The following is a 19,329-nucleotide window of genomic DNA, read 5'->3' on the forward strand; positions in this document are numbered from 1 at the left end:
ACATCGGACTTCCCAGTTTCGTCGCTCTTGTTACAAACAAAGCCCCCGCGTTCGGCGGAGGCTTTGTCTATTATTTGGGGAAAGCATTATTCTCCCTGCCCGAGTATCTCATGCCCGAGCTTATCCCGCTTTGTTTGCAGGTAACGCTCGTTGTGGGAGTTCGGATGAATATGCAGCGGCACATTGTCCACTATCTGTAACCCGTAGCCGATCAGTCCGACGCGCTTCTTCGGGTTGTTGGAAATAAGGCGGAGCTTATGGATGCCCAGGTGGCGGAGTATCTGGGCGCCAACGCCATAGTCGCGCTGGTCCATCTGGAAGCCCAGGTGCAGGTTGGCTTCAACGGTATCCATGCCTTCTTCCTGCAGGCGGTAGGCCTTCAGCTTGTTGAGCAGGCCGATGCCGCGTCCTTCCTGGTTCATATATAGGATGACTCCTTTGCCTTCGGCTTCCACCAGCTTCATGGCCTCGTGCAGCTGCTCGCCGCAGTCGCAGCGGAGCGAGCCGAGGATGTCACCGGTAAAGCAGGAGGAATGTACGCGCACCAGCACGGGATCGTCTTTCTCCCAGGTTCCCTTTACCAGCGCCAGGTGCTCATTGGCAGAGCCCTTTTCCTGGAAGGCGATAAGCTTGAAGTGTCCGTACTGCGTCGGCATATCCACCCGCACAATCTCCTCGATGAGGGAGTCGCGCTGGAGGCGGTATTCGATGAGGTCTTTGATCGAAATGACCTTGAAGTCGAATTTCTCGGCGATCTCGAGGAGTTGGGGCAGGCGGGCCATGCTGCCGTCTTCGTTGAGGATCTCCACCAGCACGCCCGAGGGCTCGAAGCCGGCGAGGCGGGCCAGGTCGGCGGCCGCTTCGGTATGGCCGGCGCGGCGGAGCACGCCGCCCTTTTTGGCGCGGAGGGGAAAGATATGGCCGGGTTTGCCCAGCTCTTCGGGGCGGGTGGCCGGGTCGATGAGGGCCTGGACTGTTTTGGCGCGGTCGTGAGCGGAAATGCCGGTAGTACAGCCATGGCCGAGCAGGTCGACGGAAACAGTAAACGCGGTTTCGTGCAGGGCGGTGTTATTATTGACCATGAGCTCGAGGCCCAGCTCGTTGCAGCGCTCTTCGAGCAGGGCGATGCAGATAAGGCCGCGGCCATGCTTGCTCATGAAGTTGATGACCTCGGGCGTTACGTTGCGGGAGGCGGTAATGAAGTCGCCCTCATTTTCGCGGTCCTCGTCATCGACCACGATCACGAGCTTGCCGGCACGGATGTCTTCGATGGCGCTTTCTATCGGGTGAAGCATATAATATAGGTGTCGGTGAGTTGTTTTGCAAAGGTAGGGCAGGGCGGAGTCAGGGTTCTAAGGTTCTGAGGTTTTAAGGTTTAGCGTTGTTTTCCCGGGAGAATGGGCGGCCGGGCTTTGAAGGGCTTTTTCCTTAGCCCGACAGTCTGTTCATACCTGTGGAACTGTTACTGGCGTAGTCCAAACCTCAGAACCTCAGAACCTCAGAACCTCAAAACCTTAGAACCTTTCCGGAGGTAACATCCTGTTAATATCCTCATAAGAATTGTTGACCTTTTTTCATTTTCTTTGCAATCGAAAACCTAATATGTTATGCTCAAGAGATTATTGTGTCTGCTTACAATCGCCTTGCTAGCATCTCCGGTACTGTTTGCCCAGGTAACTACGGGCAGCATGACGGGTACCATCCGCGACGTTGCGGGTGCCACCCTGACGGGAGCTACGATCCAGGCAACCCACACGCCCTCCGGCACGCGCTACAGCACGTCGTCGCAGGCGAGCGGGCAATACACGATCAACAACATGCGCTCGGGCGGTCCGTACACGGTGACCATCACCTACGTGGGCTACGAGCAGCAGCGACTCGACGACATTTTTGTGCAGCTGGGTGAGGCAACCGTGGTTAACGGAAGCCTGAGCCGCTCCAACGCCACGCTCGAGCAGGTGGTGGTAACCAGCACCGGCGGCCGCAACCGCATCCTGAGTGCCAACCGCAACGGCGCGGTGACCAATATCGGCGTTCGCGAGATCCAGCGCATGCCCAGCATCACCCGCAGCATCAACGATCTTACCCGCATTACGCCCCAGGCGAACGGTACATCGATCGGCGGCGGTAACTACCGCTCCAACTACATCACGGTCGACGGCTCGGATTTCAACAACCAGTTCGGTATCGGTACCAACCTGCCGGCCAACGGTTCCCCGATCTCCCTGGATGCCCTCGGTGAGATCTCGGTGAGCGTTACGCCCTACGACATCCGTCAGTCGGGCTTTACCGGCGCAGCCGTGAACGCCGTGACCCGCTCGGGCACCAACAACGTCGAGGGTTCGGTTTACCGCTACTGGCGCTCCGAGAAGCAGCAGGGCAATAAGGCCGGCAACGTCACCTTCAGCCCGGTACCCTTCACGTTCGACCAGTTCGGCGCCCGCCTCGGCGGCCCGATCGTACCGAACAAGCTGTTCTTCTTCCTCAGCTATGAGCAGGACAACCAGCCGAAGAACGTACAGACCCGCATCGCCTCTTCGCCTTCGGCTCCCTTCGGCAGCGCACCCAACATTGCCCGTCCTACCCGCGAAGACCTCGACATGATCAGCAGCTACCTGCAGAACACGTACGGCTACGAGACCGGTCCGTATGATAATTACAGCACCCAGATCGAGCGTAAGAAGTTCCTGGCCCGTCTTGACTGGAACATCAACCGCAACCACCGCTTCAATGTGCGTTACAACGAAGTAAAGGGTGGTGAGCCCAACCCGCCGAGCACCTCGCGCTCGCCGCTCACTTCTTTCGCAAACGGCGCAGGCCGTACCGATATCAACGCCCTCTGGTTCAAGAACTCCAACTATTTCCAGGGCGCCAACTTCTATTCCTTTGCCGCGGAGCTCAACTCCAACCTCGGCAACCGAATGACCAACGTGATCCGCGGTACCTACACCAAGCAGGATGACTCGCGTACGACCACTTCTACTGATTTTCCCTTCGTGGACATTCTGAAAGACGGAAGCCCGTATGTCTCGTTCGGTTACGAACCCTTCTCGAAAGGCAATATCCGCCGTGTGGAAACGGTTTCTGTGCTGGATAACTTCACTGTAACCAAGAACCGCCACAGCCTGCTGTTCGGTGTTCAGTATGAGCGCAGCAAGACAACCAACGGCTTCCAGCGCTTTGCCACCAGCTACTACACCTTTGCCAGTTGGGACGACTTCATAAGTGCCCAAAACGCCAACCCGGCCCTTCGCAAGAACCCCACGGATTTTGGTATCACCTATTCGCTGGCCAAAGATTTCAGCCAGGTGTTCCCCCAGTTTGAATTCGCCCAGTATTCGGCATATGCCCAGGACGAGATTACGATCAACCCGCGTTTCCGCCTGACCCTCGGTCTGCGTGCCGACCTGCCGACCTACCCGAACGTTTCCGCGATCCAAACGCACCCGCTGGTTGACAGCCTCACCTTCCCCGGTGGCGAAAAGATCAATACCGGCAACCTGCCCGGCAACAGCGTAATGTTTTCACCCCGCCTCGGCTTCAACTGGGATGTCAACGGCGACCGCTCCTTCCAGGTTCGCGGTGGTACCGGCATCTTCACCGGCCGTATCCCGTTTGTGTGGATCGTGAGCCAATCGGGTGATGCCGGCCTGCTCCAGATCACGCAGACCGTTACCGGTGCTGCAAACACGCCTGGCCCCTTCAACCCGAACCCGGCGGCTTACCTGCCCGCGACGCCGCCCGTGGCCGGCACCGTAGTTCCGAGCACGATCACGGCACTGGCCCCCAACTTCAAGTTCCCCCAGACCTGGAAAACGAGCCTTGCTGTTGACCGTCGTCTCGGCAAAGGCTGGGTGCTGAGCCTGGAAGGAATTTTCAACAAGGACCTCAACACCGCGATATTCCGCAACCCGAACCTCGTGGCTCCCCAGCCGCTGAATGTGAACGGCTACCCGGATAACCGCCTTATCTACCCGAATGCCACGCCGGATAAATTCGTTTTCCCGCTGACTTCTTCTGTCGCTTCCCAGGCCTCTCCGCTTCGCCCCAGCTACCCTGTAGCCAGCGGCAACGCAAAAGGTACGCAGGCTTTCAACCCCATCGTGATCGACAACGGGTCGCAGGGCTATTCGGCGTACTTTACCCTGAAGGCTGAAAAGCAGTTCAGCAACAACTGGTACGCTACCGTTGCCTATACCAAGGCTTTCGGCGCCAATCTTTTCGACGGCTCCGGCGACCAGCCCCTGTCGGCATGGCAGGGCACGGCCAACGTGAACGGCTCGAATTCCTACGGCCTCGATTACAACGGCAATATCATCCCTGACCGCGTTGTGGCCTCGGTGTCTTACCGCAAAGAATACCTGAAGCACCTCGGCACTACCATCTCCCTGTTCTACGAAGGTGGCATCCAGGGTCGTTACAGCTACACCTACAACGGTGACATCAACCGTGACGGTACCAACAACGACCTGATCTACATTCCGCGCGATAAGAGCGAGATCGATTTCGTATCGAAAACCCTGAATGGTGTTACCTACAGCGCCGATCAGCAGGAGGAGCTCTTCTTCCGCTTTATCGACCAGGATCCGTACCTGCGCAACCACAAGGGCCAATACGCCGAGCGCAACGGTGCCAAGCTTCCCTGGCGCAACCAGTTCGACCTGCGCATTATGCAGGATGTGTTCACCAACATCGGCAAGAACCGCAACTCGATCCAGGTCAGCCTCGACATCTTCAACGTTGGTAACCTCCTCAATAGCAGCTGGGGTGTCTTCCGCCAGACGAATGCGACTTCGCCGCTGGTAGTGACCAACCAGGCCAGCCTCGTTCCGGGTGGCTCTGTGCGCCCCACCTTCCAGCTGGCCACCGACCGCCAGGGGCTGCTGCTGGAGTCGTTCCGCACCAACACCACGATCACTTCCACCTACTACATGCAGTTCGGTCTCCGTTACATTTTCGGTAACTAAGCCGGCTTCATCGTGATACAGAAAAAACCCTTCGCCCCGGCGAGGGGTTTTTCTTTGTGCGCGGTCCTGTTTTTGCACAGGCTGACACATGAGCCTGACCGTTCGCCTTCTTAGCCTGCTGTCCCTCTTCCCACTACTGGCCGGGGCGCAGGATACGGCCGCCGTTGACGCGCGCCTCAAGTTTCTCTACTTTCCGCAGGCACCTGCACGTGCCTGGACCGTCGGGGTGGGCGTTTCCGCCACCACCATGCCCTACGAGATCACCGAGGAGCTGCACTACCGGATCCCGGCGCTCGAAGTGCAGGCCCTGCGTAAGATCGGCGCCGACTTCAGCCTTTTTGGCCGCGCCAGCCTCCAGGCGGTGCAGAATTACGTTTCCCTGGGGCCACGCTGGTCGCGGCGGCTGACGAAGCGCACCTCGCTTTCGCTGGGTGATGACGTCGCTTTCTGGTTCGGGGCGGTGAATGTCCAGGGCTTCCGCACGAAAGCCACGGGCGTCCAGAATTTCCCCAATGCCACCGTGGGCATCCGCATGAAGAAGCAGGTGTTGCTTTCGCTGCGCGCCGAGCAGGTGATGACCCTTGACGTAAGTCCGCGTGCCGGCGATATCAAGATCTACGACAATTACAAGTTGTTCAGCGGCGCGGCATTTACGGTAATGCTGGAACAACCCTTTTACGGGCGCAACAAGCGGATGGCGCTCGGCTTCCGGGCCCTGTATACCTCGTTTTTCTGGCAAACCTGGACGGCCTTTTCCACCTTTGACCGCAACTTTTTTTACCCGCAACTCATTGCCTGCCTGATTTTATGAAACGACTATTCCCGATACTGCTGTTGCTGATCCTCGGAGCCTGCCGGCGCCAATACGACGTCCGTGTGCCCGACACCACCTGGGCCGAATTCAACGCTCCCGGCACCCAGCGGCTCGAAGCCGCGACCTACGCGCGGCTGCAGGGTATCTACACCATCAATTCCGGCAATTCCCGTTTCGGCAACAATGCCGTAATGCGCTGGAGCTACGACGCCGCGGGCGCCGACACTACTTATTACCTGTCGATTTTTTGCGAAAAGGATGTCACCTGGTTTCTGCTCCAGGGACGGCGGCAGGACAGCGTCATCCTGCTCAACGGCTACTGGCGCCGCATGGCGGGAACCGATACCGGGCCCGCGCGCCTGACAGTGGGCCGCGCCACCGGGGGCAGCCTGCTGCTCGGTAGCGATTCGCTGCAGCCGGGAGCGGTGGTAATCAATGGCGTATATGGCGAGCCGGGTGCGCCGATACAGGAAGCCGTGCAGTTTTCGCGGCAGCGCCCCCTGCCGGCGCGTGAGCTCGAAGTGGTGGTTCACCGCGGCGGCGGGCAGAGTGCCGACCTGCTGCCTGCGTCGGAGAACAGCGCCGAGATCATTCCCTACGCATCGCTTTTCGGGGCTACCGGTATTGAGATCGATGTGCGGATGACCCGCGACGGCGTGCCGATACTGTACCACGACGCAACGCTTAGCGAACGCCTCATCGTGAAAAACGGAATGGTCGGCCCGGTGGAGAACTACACGTACGCCCAGCTTTCAGCCCTCGTTCGCCTGATCCGTAACAATGAGCGGATTCCGACGCTCCGCGAAGCGCTGGATGTGGTGGTGCGGCGCACCCCGCTGCGTTTTGTATGGCTCGACACGAAATTCAACGGGTCGCTGCAGCCCATCCGCGATCTGCAGGCGGAGTTCGGGCAACGTGCGGCGGCGCTTGGCAAGCCGCTCGAGATCGTGATCGGCATCCCGGACCGTGATGTGCTGTCCAATTTCCTGGCCCTGCCCGGTTATAATGCCATTCCTTCCGTGGTGGAACTCGACCCCGCCGATGCCGCCACGGTAAATGCCCGCATCTGGGCGCCCCGCTGGACACTCGGCCTCCAAAACGCGGAAGTGACTGCCGTACAGGCCCAGGGCCGGCGTGCATTCGTGTGGACCCTCGACCAGGGGCAAAATATCGACCTATTTCTCCGCGAAGGACACTTCAACGGCATCCTCACCAATTACCCCACCGAAGTAGCTTACCACAGTTATGTGCAACCGTAAACCGATTTTCACGTTCCTGCTCTGCCTGCTGACACTGGCCCTGCGCGCACAGGATAAGAAATTCACCTCCAAGCCGGGGCGCATCGGCGATCACGCACTGGTAGCCTATATCAACGGCGGCGCCGGCTTTTTCTTTTCGCGCCGCGGTGCTCCGGACTACCTGAAGCCGCAGCTGCGGCGCATCAACCCGGTGGGAACCGTGCGCCTGCTCTGGCACCCCGATCACCTGCTTAAGGTGGGGCTGGAGTCGGGCTATATCAAGTTTTACGAATATGGCCTCACCGATTCGGCCGGCAACAGCGGGCGTGTATCGCTCGAAGCGGTGCCGCTGTTGCTGGTATGGTCGATGTCGCTTTCCAAACACTTCAACATCTTCGCCGGCTCGGGCGCTTATTTTCTCCGCACCAATCTCGATTATATGGGCAAGTCGTCGGCCCGTAAGTTCAGCGTCGGCTGGATGGCAGCGGCTTCGTATATCTGGCCGATCGGGAAGAACGCAGGCCTCGGCACCGAATTCAAATGGCTGTATGCTGCCGAAACCTCCAACGGCAGCCTCTGCCTGCAGGTGCAGTACGTGTGGAAATTCGCAAAGTGGTGACCGGTTAACGCCGGCGCAGCAGGAAGAGCAGCGGTACCTCAAGGCGCGATGCCCAGGACCGCTCGGAGTGATCAGCGCCCGGAAAAAAGTGAGATGTAAAGAAAGGCGGCCGATATCCTTTTGCGGCCACCAGTGAATCAACCGCCGGTTGCAGCGACAGGTAAAAGCTATCAAGTGTCTTGTCGCCGTGGTCCATGTACAGCAGGCGGGTGCCCGGCTTCGGCAGCTTTTTGGCCAGGTATCCGCGGAATGCCGCCGGGATCGGGCTGCTGCTGCGCTTCAGGCTTCCGGGCCAGTGCGTGGAAAGGCAGGCTGCGCCGCCGAATACTCCCGGGTACTCGCAAAGCCCGTAGAGGGAAATCAACCCGCCCATGCTGGAGCCGGCGAGGAACGTATGCGCCGCGTCCGGATTGGTTTTGAATTTCCTGTCGATATAAGGCTTCAGTTCTTTTACGAGAAAAGAGAGGTAGCGGTCGGCGAGAAAAGGGCCGTTCATTTCGGACTTCAATGAATCGATGGCCGGGTGCGGCAGGAGGGCAGCCGCTTTTTCCGGAAAGAATTCATTGCGCCGCCACTTGCCGTTGTTTGGTATTCCGACAATAATGAATGGCATCGCCTGCCCGGTAGCCTGAAGGCGCGCCGCGGCTTCATCGGCCATCCATTCCTGGTGGTTCCAGGTTATGGTGCTGTCGAAAAGCATCTGCCCGTCGTGCATATAAAGAACGGCATAGCGTCCTGCCGAAGGATAGCCTTGCGGCAGCCATACATCAATGTTCCGCGAGTCTACATACCGCGAGGGAAAGGAATCGATCCGCACGATCCGCCCACTCGAAACCCCGGGCAGCTGACCCGCACACCGGAGGAGGCTCAGAAAGAAAGACAGGACGAGGAAGCCGTATTTCATCGCCCGAAAATAAATCAGACATCAGATACCGGACACCAGCAATTCGCTCAGGCGCTGACGATCAGCACCGGGATCTTGAGGGCATGGCGTACGCTGTCGATGGTTTCGCCGTAGATCCAGTCGAGCATGCCGCGGTGGCCGTGTGCGCCAATGATGAGCAGCTCGGCGCCCGACTCATTTACGAGGCGCGCGATCTCGCGGGCCCGGCTGTGGTAGCCAAGCAGCGTCACGGCCGTAAAGCCGCGGGAGCGGAACTGCTCGGCATAGCCTTCGAGCTGGGCCAGGTCGTTGCGGGTTTCCATATCGTCGGTCTCGCTGCCGTGTATGCGCGTGGTGGCGCTTTCCACCACGTGGATGAGCACGAAGCGGGTGCCTTCGGAGGCATGGCCGAGGGCATGACCCAGCAGGGTGGCATCGAAGCGGCTGAAGTCGAGCGCCAGCGCGATCGTTTTGTATGTGGGTTTGATGGCGGGCCCGATCAGGGTGTCGGTATGGCGGTGCATTGGCAACAGGGGGCGCGTCTTGCGCCGGGGCAGCATGGGGTAGACGATCGTGATGAGCAGCAAGGCCACGAACAGCAGCAGCCCGAGGACCATCAGGGCCTTGACGAATAAGTTTTCGCTCCGCATGAAATAGTCACCCATTTGTTCCACCACCATCCGCAGGTTGAGGTACACCAGCACCGCGGCGATGAGCCATGCAGCGATCTGCACCGGCGCCTTTACGGCATAGACGCCCATCTGCGCCTTGTTGCTCACAAAATGAATGAGCGGGATCACGGCAAAGCCCAGTTGCAGGCTCAGCACCACCTGGCTCAGCACCAGCAGGGCGTCGATGTTATCCTCCCCGTTGATCAGGATCACGATCACAGCCGGCACGATAGCGACCACCCGCGTGAGCAGGCGGCGCAGCCAGGGGTTGATGCGCAGGCGCAGGTAGCCTTCCATTACGATCTGCCCTGCGAGGGTGCCGGTGATGGTGGAGCTCTGCCCGGCTGCGATGAGGGCGATGGCAAAAAGCATGGGCGCAAGGCTGGAGCCGAGCATTTCGTTGAGCAGGGTATGAGCCTGGCGGATTTCCGCCACATCAGTGCGTCCCTTGTAATAAAAGGCGGAGGCTGCCAGCACGAGGATCGCCGCGTTGACAAAGAAAGCCGCGTTGAGCGCGATGGTGCTGTCGATGAAGTTAAGCCGCAGCGCACGTCGGATGCCGGCATCGTCGCGTTTGAACTTGCGCGTTTGCACCAGCGCCGAGTGCAGGTACAGGTTATGCGGCATCACGGTGGCACCGATGATACCGATGGCGATATAAAGCGCTGTCTTGGACGGAATGGAAGGGACGAAGCCCTTCGCCACTTCCGACAGCACGGGTTTCGCGAGGATGATCTCCACAAGGAAGGAGATGCCGATGATCGCCACCAGCGTGATGATGAAGGCTTCCATCTTGCGCATCCCGAGCCGTTGCAGCAGCAGCAGCAGGAAGGTATCGCACAAGGTGATGAGCACCGCCCAGAGCAGGGGAATGCCGGTGAGCAGCTGGATGCCAATGGCCATGCCCAGCACTTCGGCCAGGTCGGTGGCGGCGATGGCGATCTCGGCGAGGATATAGAGAAAGACGTTGATGGTCTTGGGATAGGTTTCGCGGTTAGCCTGTGCCAGGTCGCGGCCACGCACGATGCCGAGGCGGGCGGAAAGACTTTGCAGGAGCAGCGCCATCAGGTTGCTCATGAGCAGCACCCAAATGAGCTTGTAGCCGAACTGGCTGCCACCGGCCAGGTCGGTGGCCCAGTTGCCCGGGTCCATGTAACCCACGGAAACAAGGTAGGCCGGTCCGAAAAAGGAAGCGATGCGGCGCCACAGCGGCTTGCCGGCCGTCGCAGTCGTGTCGACCGAGCCATGCACTTCACTAAGCGACTGGTCGCTCTTCGTGGTCATCATGTAACAAAAATAGGGGCGCACAGCCCGGCGGCGTCGCCATTGGCGGCTTTTCTGTTTATTTACACCAAATATCAATTATGCATCGGCTTGGATATGTTTTGTTGTTGGTTGGGCTCGCTGCCTGCTCGGACGGACGAAAGGAAGGCACAGCCCCTGAAGTCGGTGGCAAGGAAACGACCTTTGAAAACTTTACGAACAGCTTCCCGGAAGCAAAACTGCCCTACCAGGTTACCGATACGGCACTAGCCCGTCACGCGGACACCGCCATGCTGCGCCGGCCCGACTTCGTGAGCCTTCTGCCCGACTCGGTGAAACGCCCGCTGCTGGGTTCCGGCAACGTACGTTACCAACCGCTGGCGCGCATTGCGACGCCCGACCAGAATTTCCTCGTGGTGCGTGCCGCCTCGGGCGAGCGCAGCGCGGCTTTGCTGTATGTGTTCGACAAGAAGCAGGCGTACAAGACCGTATTTCCACTGCTGGTTCCCGATAGCGATCCTGCCACTGCGCAGGCCAGCCTGATTGACAAACAGGGCGCAATTACCCGCAGCATCAGCAAAAAGATCCAGAAGGATTTGATGGGCGAGGGGCGTGAGGTATTCGTTTATACACCGGAATCCAATAGCTTCACGCTGATCATGACCGACCCGCTGGAAGACCGGCAGGACGTGCTCAACCCGATCGACACCTTTGCCCGCAAGCACCCGCTTGCCGGCGACTATGTGAAAAACGAGCGCAACTTCGTTTCGGTGCGCGACGCACGCAACCCGAGCGAGATCAATTTTTTCATTCATTTCGAAAAAGGTACCGGTGACGATAAATGCACCGGCGAGCTGAAAGGCACGGCCCTGCTCACTTCCTCGCGCACCGCGGTATACCGGCAGGGCGGCGATCCCTGCGTGCTCGAACTCCAGTTCTCGGGCAACTCCGTTACGCTGCGCGAAACTGAGGGCTGCGGATCACACCGGGGTGTAAAATGCATCTTCGACGGCAATTTTCCGCGCAAAAAAGCCGTTTCGGCGAAAAGCGGGTCTTCCAGAAAGGCGAAGAAGTAGCTTACCGGACCGCTTCGTGTCTTAAATACACGATCTTTTTTCAAATCCTTATCTTGCGTGCCTAAAACGAAAGCTATCAACAATGAATTTTCGCTCCTTCCAGGTTCCATATCCTATTGACGACCGATACAAAAAACGCGTGGCTTATTTCTCCATGGAGTTCGCCATCCACCAGCCTCTCAAGATCTACAGCGGCGGCCTTGGTTTTCTTGCCGGCTCGCATATGCGCTCGGCCTTCGAGCTGCGCCAGAACCTGGTCGGGATCGGCATCCTGTGGAAATACGGGTATTACGACCAGGCCCGCAACCAGGACCAGACTCTCCAGGTGACCTGGCATGAAAAGATCTATTCCTTCCTGGAAGATACCGGCATCAAGTTCGAGATCACCGTGCACGAGCACCCGGTGTGGGTGAAGGTGATGTACCTGCCGCCGAACGTGTTCCAGTCGGCGCCGATGTTCCTGATGACCACCGACATCCCGGAGAACGATTATGTGTCGCAAACCATCACGCACCGCCTCTACGATGCCAACGTGGCCACCAAGGTGGCGCAGTTCATCCTGCTGGGTGTGGGCGGCGCCAAGCTGCTCGACGAGATCGGCTTCCATCCTGAAGTGTATCACCTCAACGAAGCGCACGGACTTTCGGCGGCGTTTTACCTGTACAACAAGTTCAACCGCAAGGCAGAGGAGGTGAAGAAGCGGCTTGTGTTCACAACGCACACTCCCGAGGAGGCCGGCAACGAAAAACACGATATCTATCTCTGTCACAAAATGAGCTACTTCTGCGGCCTCAGCGTCGAAGAGGTAAAGCAGCTCACGGGCATGCCCGACGACCAGTTCAACCACTCGCTGGCCGCACTGCGCTTTGCGCGCATCGCCAACGGCGTGTCGCAGCTCCACGGAGAAGTGAGCCGCCATATGTGGGCGAAGTATGACAATATCTGCGAGATCCTTTCGGTGACCAACGCGCAGAACTGGCGCTACTGGGCCGACAAGGCGCTGTACCGCTTCCGCGAGGACGGTAACGACGCCGGCTTCGACGACCGCAAGAAGTGGATGAAGAAGCGCGCCTTCGAGCTCGTGGCCGACCAGACGGGCAAGGTATTCGATCCCAATGTATTCACCATCGTTTGGGCCCGCCGCTTCGCCGGCTACAAGCGCGCCAACCTCATCACGCGCGACCTGGAGCGTTTCAACAAGCTCATGGCCGATTCGAAATACCCGGTGCAGATCATCTGGGCGGGCAAGCCTTACCCGGTCGACTACCCGGCTATCTCGGAGTTCAACGAGCTGGTGCACCTGAGCAAGAATTACAAGAACATGGCCGTGCTCATCGGCTATGAGCTCGGGCTTTCCAAGCGTCTCAAGCAGGCCGCTGATTGCTGGCTCAACAACCCGCGTGTTCCGCGCGAGGCCTCCGGTACCTCGGGCATGACCGCCGCTATGAACGGCGCGGTGAACTTCTCCACCAACGACGGCTGGATCCCCGAGTTCGTGCATCCCGGCAACAACGGCTTCATCGTGCCGCCGATCGACTACACGCGCATCAGCACGCAGGAGCAGGACCAGTATGACCTCGACCAGCTTTATGAAGTGTTGCAGAAGCAGATCCTGCCCCTGTACTACGACGACTACGACACCTGGCGCCAGATCGTAAAGAACGGCATGCGCGACGTACAGCTGCAGTTCGACTCCAACCGGATGGCCGAAGAGTATTACAACCTTTTGTACAATCGTCCGTTTAAAGGATGATTATCCTGATAAGACAAAAGCCCCCGCCATCGGCGGGGGCTTTTGTCGTTATTGAGACTTCGCCTGCTCTATGCAAACTGAGTCGCCACGTCTTCAATTGATTTACTTCCCGGGAAAAACGAAACCAGTCTCCGGATGACGCCCTCCACCACTGCGTCGGGGCAGGAGGCGCCGCTGGTGATCAGCACCGTCAGCGGCTCTTTTTCGGGGAGATAATTTTCAGTGATGTGCTCGGTGCCGTTGTGGAAGTTGTAATGATGCACCGTGTTGCGGTTAAGCAGCTTGGATTCCTCGTTGATATAATAGGTCGGCAGCGCTTCCTCGCAAAGCTCCACGAGGTGGGAAGTGTTTGACGAGTTGTAGCCACCGACAACGATGGCGAGGTCAGCGGGTGTTTGCAGCATGCCCTGCACCGCGGTTTGGTTGTCGTTGGTGGCATAGCAGAGGGTGTCGCGGGTGTCGGCGAAGCGCGTGCGCACATCGCTGTCGGTAAGGCCGTATCTGGCAATCATAACGTCGCGCAGGTAGTCGGCGATCGCCTGTGTATCGGAGGCCAGCATGGTGGTCTGGTTGACGACGCCGATGCGCTGCAGGTCGCGCTCCACGTCGAAGCCCTCAGAAAACTGGCCTTTGAATTCGGTGTAAAATTCCGATGCGGGCTTTTCGCCCGTGATATACTTCGCCAGCTCCAGGGTCTGCTGCATGTCTTTCACCACCACCGAAGGCGCGTCCTTGGCGGCGTGCGAAAAGGTGGCGCGTGTTTCTTCGTGTTTCGGCTTGCCGTGGATGATGATGCTGTAGCCTTTCTGGGCGATACCTTCGGAGCGGTTCCACACCTTCTCCACGAAGGGGCAGGTGGTGTTGTACTGCTCGGTGCGGATGCCGATCGCATTCAGGCGCTTGTCAATTTCGAGGGTAGTGCCGAAGGCGGGAATGAGCACAATGTCGTCGGAAGTGAGATCCTCGAAAGGCACGATGGGGTTGCCCTTTGTATCCTGCAGGAAGCGCACCCCGGCTGCCAGCAGGTCGGCATTCACCTGTGGGTTGTGGATCATCTCGGAAAGCAGGAAGATGCGTTTGCCTTCGTTTTCGACCACCGTGCGAAAGGCAATGTCGATGGCGTTCTCCACGCCGTAGCAAAACCCGAAATGCCGCGCCAGGTACACCCGCACCGGCCCGAAGTCGAGCAGGGTAGGGGTGAAGTCCTTTTTCATGCGGTCGGCCTCCTTGCGCTGCTTCTTGATGGCGGAGATCAGCGGGGAGCGATAGGCAATGGGAACATCGAAGGTTTTCATGCGGGACAAATTTACGCCGCTCCGGTTCGAATATCGAATAACGGATATCGATTTAAGAATATCGAAAACGGCCCAGGTGCTCCTTCTAAGGGCCACTTTCTTTGGTGCATACTGAAAACAACCCGTTATTCGATATTCGTTATCCGATATTCGATATTTTATGTGCCCTGACAAATCCTGGATTCTCCGCACCAATGTCTACGAAGTAAACCTCCGTCAGTATACGCCCGAGGGCACTATTGAAGCGTTCCGGAAGCACCTCCCGCGCCTCCGCGATATGGGCGTGGAAACGCTTTGGTTCATGCCGGTCACCCCCATCGCGCAGGAACGGAAAAAAGGATCGCTGGGCTCTTATTATGCCTGCTCCGACTACACGGCGGTCAGTGAAGAGTTCGGTTCCCTGGACGATTGGAAGGTGCTCGTGCAGGAAGCGCAGGGGATGGGCTTCCGCGTGCTCCTCGACTGGGTGGCCAACCATACCGGCTGGGACCACCGCTGGACGCGGGAGCACCCCGAGTGGTACGAGCGCAACGAGTGGGGCGGGCTGGTGCCGGCCCATGGCATGGATGATATCGTGGAGCTTGACTTCCGTAATGCCGAAATGCGCGGCGCCATGATCGACGCCATGCGTTTCTGGGTGGAGGCGACCGGCATCGACGGCTTTCGCTGCGACCTGGCCTTCTGGGTGGAGGTCGGTTTCTGGATCGAAGCCAAAGCGGCGCTCGACGCGGTGCGGCCGCTCTTCTGGCTCGGTGAATTCGACGCGCTGACACACCCGGAGTACATGCAGGTTTTCGATGCGGCCTATACCTGGAGCTGGATGCATGCCGCCCAGGAATATTACCAGGGACGGCTGGAGTTGCCGGCACTGCTGGCGCTGCTCGATCGCTACCGCGAGGCGCCCGGACTGCCCGCCTGGTTTACGGCCAACCACGACGAAAACAGCTGGAATGGTACCGAGTTTGAAAAATACGGTCCCATGGCCGCGCTGCTGGCGGTGTTCAGCTGCACCTGGGCCGGTATCCCGCTCCTCTACAGCGGCCAGGAGCTCCCCAACGAAAAGCGGCTCGAATTCTTTGAAAAAGACCCGATCGGCTGGATCGACGACCTGCCTTCGCTGCACTATTTTTATAAGGCCCTGCTGGATCTTCGGCGTGCATCGGCAGCACTCGCCGCCGATGCTCCCTGCCGGGTGCTGGCAAGCTCTGCCGGGCCGGGCGTGCTCGCCTTCGTACGGGAGGCGGGCGACACCGGGGTGCTGGTACTTTTGAACTTCACGCCGCGCCAGCAGGTTTTTTCGCTGGCCGGTGATGGGCCCGCTGCTCGGTACCGTGATGCGTTCACCGGTGCACAGCGCAGATCCGACACCGACAGGCATTGGCAACTTTCGCCCTGGGGCTTCCTGGTGCAGGCATTCTAAGGGGTTTTTGTTTCACATTTCCACCACACCCGAGGTGCAGCTTCTACATACGAAGGTGGCGAAGCCCGGCTGTGTTCCGCTGTGGATAAACTGGTATGGAATTGGGATATAATATGTTGAACGCGACCGGAGATGTACGGACCCTGAAACACGAGTGATCTTATTGATGGGCGTACAACCGTACATTGAGGGCGTGTTGGTTTTTCGTGGTGATTAAGAAAAAGAGGTGGGATGCGCTCCCACCTCTTTTTTAAAAAACGATTGTGGTGCAAGTATCGAAAGAAAAGGTTTCGCCCCGGCGGGACCTTTTCGTTTATCCCATAATCCGGCCCCTTCATCCCAAAGCGCTGCCGGTGGCGCAGGGCTTGCACGTTAAATTGCTAGGTTTGTATACTACGCAGCTCCGCTGCCCCGTTTTTGAAAGCGCCCGTTCAACTTCAACCGCCATTCGTTCAACTTAAAAGAACCGGGAACCTATGTCTGAAAACAACACGCAGCAGCGTGCCTACAGCTATGATGCCTTTGAAGGATCGGAAAGCGGCACGGGCGGCAACTTCCTGTGGTGGTGCGCCGGTGCGCACACCAAGCTGCTGAAGCAGTACCCGTCCGAATCGATCAAGTACAGTGGCCTCGGTGGCATACTGTTGGCGACGCTGGTACTCGCAGCGCTGTCATCGGGCTATGCCATCTACAGCGTTTTTAACCACTGGGGCTGGGCCGTTGCCTTCGGCCTGCTCTGGGGCCTCATCATTTTCAACTTCGACCGCTTCCTGGTGAGCACGATGCGGAAGTATGGTGTGTCGAAGCGCCGCCAGTTCCTGCTGGCCGTGCCGCGGATACTCCTGGCTTTGCTCATCGGCGTCACCATCGCGCGGCCCCTGGAGCTGAAGATTTTCGAAAAAGAGATCAACGTAAAGATGGTGGAGAATACCCATCGCAAGATCCAGCGCAACGACTCGCTGCTGGCCATGGAAACGAAGGCGCAGGTGGCTTCGGCCGAAGCGGAGCGCGGACGGATCGTGGCGCGCCGCAATTCCCTCGAAGATTCGCTCCGCGTGCTGCAGAACGCGTATGTGCAGGAAGCCGACGGCACCGGCGGCTCGGGGCGGCGTGGCATCGAGCAGCTGACCCGCCTGAAGATGAATGCCTGGCAGACCGCGCAGGCGCAGTACACCCCCGAGCTGGCGCAGCTGGCCGCATCCCTGCGGACGCAGGACTCGCTCATCGCCGACGCCCGCAACGGCATGGAAGGCAAACGCCGCGGCTACGAGGCTACGGCCGGTGCCAACCTGGGTTTTCTCGAGCGCAACAAAGCCCTTTCGGATCTTTCCGACGAAGAGCCGAGCGTATGGTGGACGACGCTGATGGTATCGCTGCTGATCATCCTGCTCGAAACGGGCCCGATCCTTTCGAAACTGATCATGCCGGTGGGGCCTTACGACATCGCACTGGCGCGTGAGGAGCTGCTGCAGATGGCCGCCGATGAAAACGCGATGTTCAAGGGCCGCGACCTGCTGTTTGATAAGAAGAAAAAGTTCTACGAGCGCCAGCGCGCGCTGTCGACCGAGCTGGTGGACAAGCTCACCGAGCTGCAGCGCAAGCACATCGACGAGGAGCTGGACAAGTGGGAGCGGGGCGAATGGAACGCCAAAGACTACCGCGCCTCGATGGATGAAGTGCTGCGGAAGATCCGGAAGAACTACCAGGTGGATGATGAGAACCTCATGTAAATCTCAGATCTCGGATCTCAGATCGAAACGATAACGAACAACGGAAGACATCGGCTTCCGTTGTTCGTTGATAGCCGGAGGCAAATCTGGGATCTGAGATCGGACATCAGAGATCCTGGGTCTTATCTTCGCCCCTATGGCGATGACCTTTGACACGATCTTCACCCACCGCCGCACCGGCACCGACAAGATACCGGAGGGGCCGCGCTCGGGGTTTCAGCGCGACTTCGACCGCCTCATCTTTTCCTCCGCTTTCCGCCGCCTGCAGAACAAAACGCAGGTGTTCCCGCTGCCGGGAACGGCCTTTGTGCACAACCGGCTCACGCACTCCCTCGAGGTGGCTTCGGTTGGCCGCTCGCTGGGCAAGATGGTAGGGGAGGCGATCTCGGCCGCCTACAAGGGCAACGACGACGTGTACGAGTTTTACCGCTACGAGCTGCCCAACGTCATCGCGGCGGGCTGCCTGGCACATGATATCGGCAACCCCGCCTTCGGGCATTCGGGTGAAAAGGCGATCTCCGCCTGGTTTATCGACAATGAAAAAACGTGCATTGACGGCAAGGAGCTGCGTAGCTTCTTCAACGAACGGGAGTGGAAAGACCTGACCACCTTCGAAGGCAACGCCAACGCCATCCGCATCCTCACCCATTCTTTTAAAGGGCGCTTCCGCGGCGGATTTGGCCTCACCTACACCACCCTTGCTTCGATCCTGAAATATCCCTGCGAAAGCGTCTGCGTGGACAAAAAATACAAGCACCGCAAGAAGTATGGCTTTTTCCAGAGCGAAAAGGAAACCGTGCTCGAAGTAATGCGGGGCTGCAATATGATCGCCGAAGGCGAAGACCCGGTCGTCTTTCGCCGTCATCCTTTTGTATACCTCGTGGAGGCCGCCGACGATATCTGCTATTCCATCGTGGATATGGAAGACGCCCACCGCCTCGGCATCCTGTCGACCGCGGAGGTGCGCGATGCCTTTTTCGAAGTGTGGGAGGCCGTCCGACCCACGGGCGAAGACCGTACCCGCAAGCACTATGACGATATCTCGGATACCAATGAAGGCATCGCCTTCCTGCGCGCCCGGGTTATCAACGGGCTCGTGCAGGCCTGCAGCCGCATCTTTCTCGACAACCGGGAGGCGATTCTTGCCGGCACTTTCAACGATACGCTCATCGACCACCTGCACGACGAAACCAAATGCTTTGAAACCGTACGGCGCCTGAGCGTGGAGAAGATCTACGGGCACGACACGGTACTGCAAATAGAGCTCGCGGGCTACAATGTGATGTCGGAGATGCTGCAGCTGCTGGTGCCGGCACTACTGCAGGAGGCGCCGGGCCACCGGGCGTCGATCATCCTGCGCCTTTTTCCGTACCAGCTTACTGAGTTCCGTGAAGCCGGCACCGGCTATGAGAAGATACTCAACGCTCTCGACTTCCTAAGCGGGATGACCGACGAGTATGCCACCGAGATCTACCGTCGGCTGAAAGGGATATCGACGCCGGTGCACGGCTGAGGGTTGGCTACCCGACAATACGGCCGCCTTTCCTGCCGGTTGAGGCGGCCCTTTACACTGTTTATCCGGGCCCCGATTGAGCAATTT

Annotated in this window: 13 protein-coding genes; 9 read left to right on the forward strand and 4 right to left on the reverse strand. The window is 58.7% G+C overall.

The window, feature by feature from the left end; genetic code table 11:
• Window positions 1-86 precede the first annotated feature (86 nt).
• Entirely contained in the window at window positions 87-1,295 is a 1,209-nt protein-coding gene (locus EPD60_RS15225) for a bifunctional 3,4-dihydroxy-2-butanone-4-phosphate synthase/GTP cyclohydrolase II (RefSeq protein ID WP_131450372.1), read from the reverse strand.
• Window positions 1,296-1,688: 393 nt separating this feature from the next.
• Between EPD60_RS15225 and EPD60_RS15230 the strand changes: the two genes are divergently transcribed.
• The 4 genes from EPD60_RS15230 to EPD60_RS15245 all read left to right on the forward strand — a co-directional run bounded on the left by EPD60_RS15230 (window position 1,689) and on the right by EPD60_RS15245 (window position 7,638).
• A complete protein-coding gene (locus EPD60_RS15230) occupies window positions 1,689-4,967 on the forward strand; it encodes a TonB-dependent receptor (RefSeq protein WP_207896699.1) in 3,279 nt (1,092 codons plus the stop codon).
• Between the two features lie 88 nt (window positions 4,968-5,055).
• The gene (locus tag EPD60_RS15235; protein WP_131450374.1) at window positions 5,056-5,778 is read left to right on the forward strand and encodes a hypothetical protein; all 723 of its coding nucleotides are present in this window, start codon (window positions 5,056-5,058) and stop codon (window positions 5,776-5,778) included.
• The gene (locus EPD60_RS15240) at window positions 5,775-7,040 is read left to right on the forward strand and encodes a glycerophosphodiester phosphodiesterase (protein ID WP_131450375.1); all 1,266 of its coding nucleotides are present in this window, start codon (window positions 5,775-5,777) and stop codon (window positions 7,038-7,040) included. The genes EPD60_RS15235 and EPD60_RS15240 overlap by 4 nt, the downstream gene beginning before the upstream one ends.
• A complete protein-coding gene (locus EPD60_RS15245) occupies window positions 7,027-7,638 on the forward strand; it encodes a hypothetical protein (RefSeq protein WP_131450376.1) in 612 nt (203 codons plus the stop codon). The genes EPD60_RS15240 and EPD60_RS15245 overlap by 14 nt, the downstream gene beginning before the upstream one ends.
• 4 nt (window positions 7,639-7,642) lie before the next feature.
• On the opposite strand, the gene EPD60_RS15250 is transcribed toward EPD60_RS15245, so the two are convergent.
• Window positions 7,643-8,542, reverse strand: a complete 900-nt coding sequence (locus tag EPD60_RS15250) for an alpha/beta hydrolase (protein WP_131450377.1) — start codon at window positions 8,540-8,542, stop codon at window positions 7,643-7,645.
• A 47-nt stretch (window positions 8,543-8,589) separates the two neighbouring features.
• Window positions 8,590-10,479 carry an Nramp family divalent metal transporter gene (locus EPD60_RS15255; protein ID WP_131450378.1) on the reverse strand — a complete coding sequence of 630 codons (1,890 nt, stop codon included), beginning with the start codon at window positions 10,477-10,479 and terminating at the stop codon, window positions 8,590-8,592.
• A 77-nt stretch (window positions 10,480-10,556) separates the two neighbouring features.
• On the opposite strand from EPD60_RS15255, the gene EPD60_RS15260 reads away from it, so the two are divergent.
• On the forward strand, window positions 10,557-11,531 hold the full coding sequence (locus EPD60_RS15260) for a hypothetical protein (RefSeq protein WP_131450379.1): 975 nt from the start codon (window positions 10,557-10,559) through the stop codon (window positions 11,529-11,531).
• 82 nt (window positions 11,532-11,613) lie between these two features.
• Complete coding sequence (gene glgP, locus EPD60_RS15265; RefSeq protein WP_131450380.1) at window positions 11,614-13,284, forward strand: alpha-glucan family phosphorylase; 1,671 nt, start codon at window positions 11,614-11,616, stop codon at window positions 13,282-13,284.
• 68 nt (window positions 13,285-13,352) lie between these two features.
• Here the strand turns inward: glgP and EPD60_RS15270 are convergent, their stop codons facing one another.
• Window positions 13,353-14,771, reverse strand: a complete 1,419-nt coding sequence (locus EPD60_RS15270) for a 4-hydroxy-3-methylbut-2-enyl diphosphate reductase (protein ID WP_317126068.1) — start codon at window positions 14,769-14,771, stop codon at window positions 13,353-13,355.
• Between EPD60_RS15270 and EPD60_RS15275 the strand changes: the two genes are divergently transcribed.
• The 3 genes from EPD60_RS15275 (at window position 14,740) to dgt (ending at window position 19,242) form a co-directional block, all read left to right on the forward strand.
• Window positions 14,740-15,999, forward strand: coding sequence for an alpha-amylase family glycosyl hydrolase (locus EPD60_RS15275; protein ID WP_131450382.1), 1,260 nt, complete (start codon window positions 14,740-14,742; stop codon window positions 15,997-15,999). The two genes, EPD60_RS15270 and EPD60_RS15275, sit on opposite strands and share 32 nt — an antisense overlap.
• A 476-nt stretch (window positions 16,000-16,475) precedes the next feature.
• Window positions 16,476-17,729, forward strand: a complete 1,254-nt coding sequence (locus EPD60_RS15280) for a DUF4407 domain-containing protein (RefSeq protein ID WP_131450383.1) — start codon at window positions 16,476-16,478, stop codon at window positions 17,727-17,729.
• A 136-nt stretch (window positions 17,730-17,865) separates the two neighbouring features.
• The gene (gene dgt / locus EPD60_RS15285; protein WP_243647850.1) at window positions 17,866-19,242 is read left to right on the forward strand and encodes a dGTP triphosphohydrolase; all 1,377 of its coding nucleotides are present in this window, start codon (window positions 17,866-17,868) and stop codon (window positions 19,240-19,242) included.
• Window positions 19,243-19,329: the final 87 nt, after the last annotated feature.

Origin of the sequence: Flaviaestuariibacter flavus (genome assembly GCF_004337505.1) — a bacterium.
In the GTDB taxonomy this organism is placed as follows: domain Bacteria; phylum Bacteroidota; class Bacteroidia; order Chitinophagales; family Chitinophagaceae; genus Flavisolibacter; species Flavisolibacter flavus.

What these genes read in the sequence shown, in the direction of transcription:
- EPD60_RS15225 (WP_131450372.1), bottom strand. Translation starts at nt 1,295, where the DNA reads ATGCTTCACCCGATAGAAAGCGCCATCGAAGACATCCGTGCCGGCAAG.
- EPD60_RS15230 (WP_207896699.1), top strand. Translation starts at nt 1,689, where the DNA reads ATGACGGGTACCATCCGCGACGTTGCGGGTGCCACCCTGACGGGAGCT.
- EPD60_RS15235 (WP_131450374.1), top strand. Translation starts at nt 5,056, where the DNA reads ATGAGCCTGACCGTTCGCCTTCTTAGCCTGCTGTCCCTCTTCCCACTA.
- EPD60_RS15240 (WP_131450375.1), top strand. Translation starts at nt 5,775, where the DNA reads ATGAAACGACTATTCCCGATACTGCTGTTGCTGATCCTCGGAGCCTGC.
- EPD60_RS15245 (WP_131450376.1), top strand. Translation starts at nt 7,027, where the DNA reads ATGTGCAACCGTAAACCGATTTTCACGTTCCTGCTCTGCCTGCTGACA.
- EPD60_RS15250 (WP_131450377.1), bottom strand. Translation starts at nt 8,542, where the DNA reads ATGAAATACGGCTTCCTCGTCCTGTCTTTCTTTCTGAGCCTCCTCCGG.
- EPD60_RS15255 (WP_131450378.1), bottom strand. Translation starts at nt 10,479, where the DNA reads ATGATGACCACGAAGAGCGACCAGTCGCTTAGTGAAGTGCATGGCTCG.
- EPD60_RS15260 (WP_131450379.1), top strand. Translation starts at nt 10,557, where the DNA reads ATGCATCGGCTTGGATATGTTTTGTTGTTGGTTGGGCTCGCTGCCTGC.
- glgP (WP_131450380.1), top strand. Translation starts at nt 11,614, where the DNA reads ATGAATTTTCGCTCCTTCCAGGTTCCATATCCTATTGACGACCGATAC.
- EPD60_RS15275 (WP_131450382.1), top strand. Translation starts at nt 14,740, where the DNA reads ATGTGCCCTGACAAATCCTGGATTCTCCGCACCAATGTCTACGAAGTA.
- EPD60_RS15280 (WP_131450383.1), top strand. Translation starts at nt 16,476, where the DNA reads ATGTCTGAAAACAACACGCAGCAGCGTGCCTACAGCTATGATGCCTTT.
- dgt (WP_243647850.1), top strand. Translation starts at nt 17,866, where the DNA reads ATGGCGATGACCTTTGACACGATCTTCACCCACCGCCGCACCGGCACC.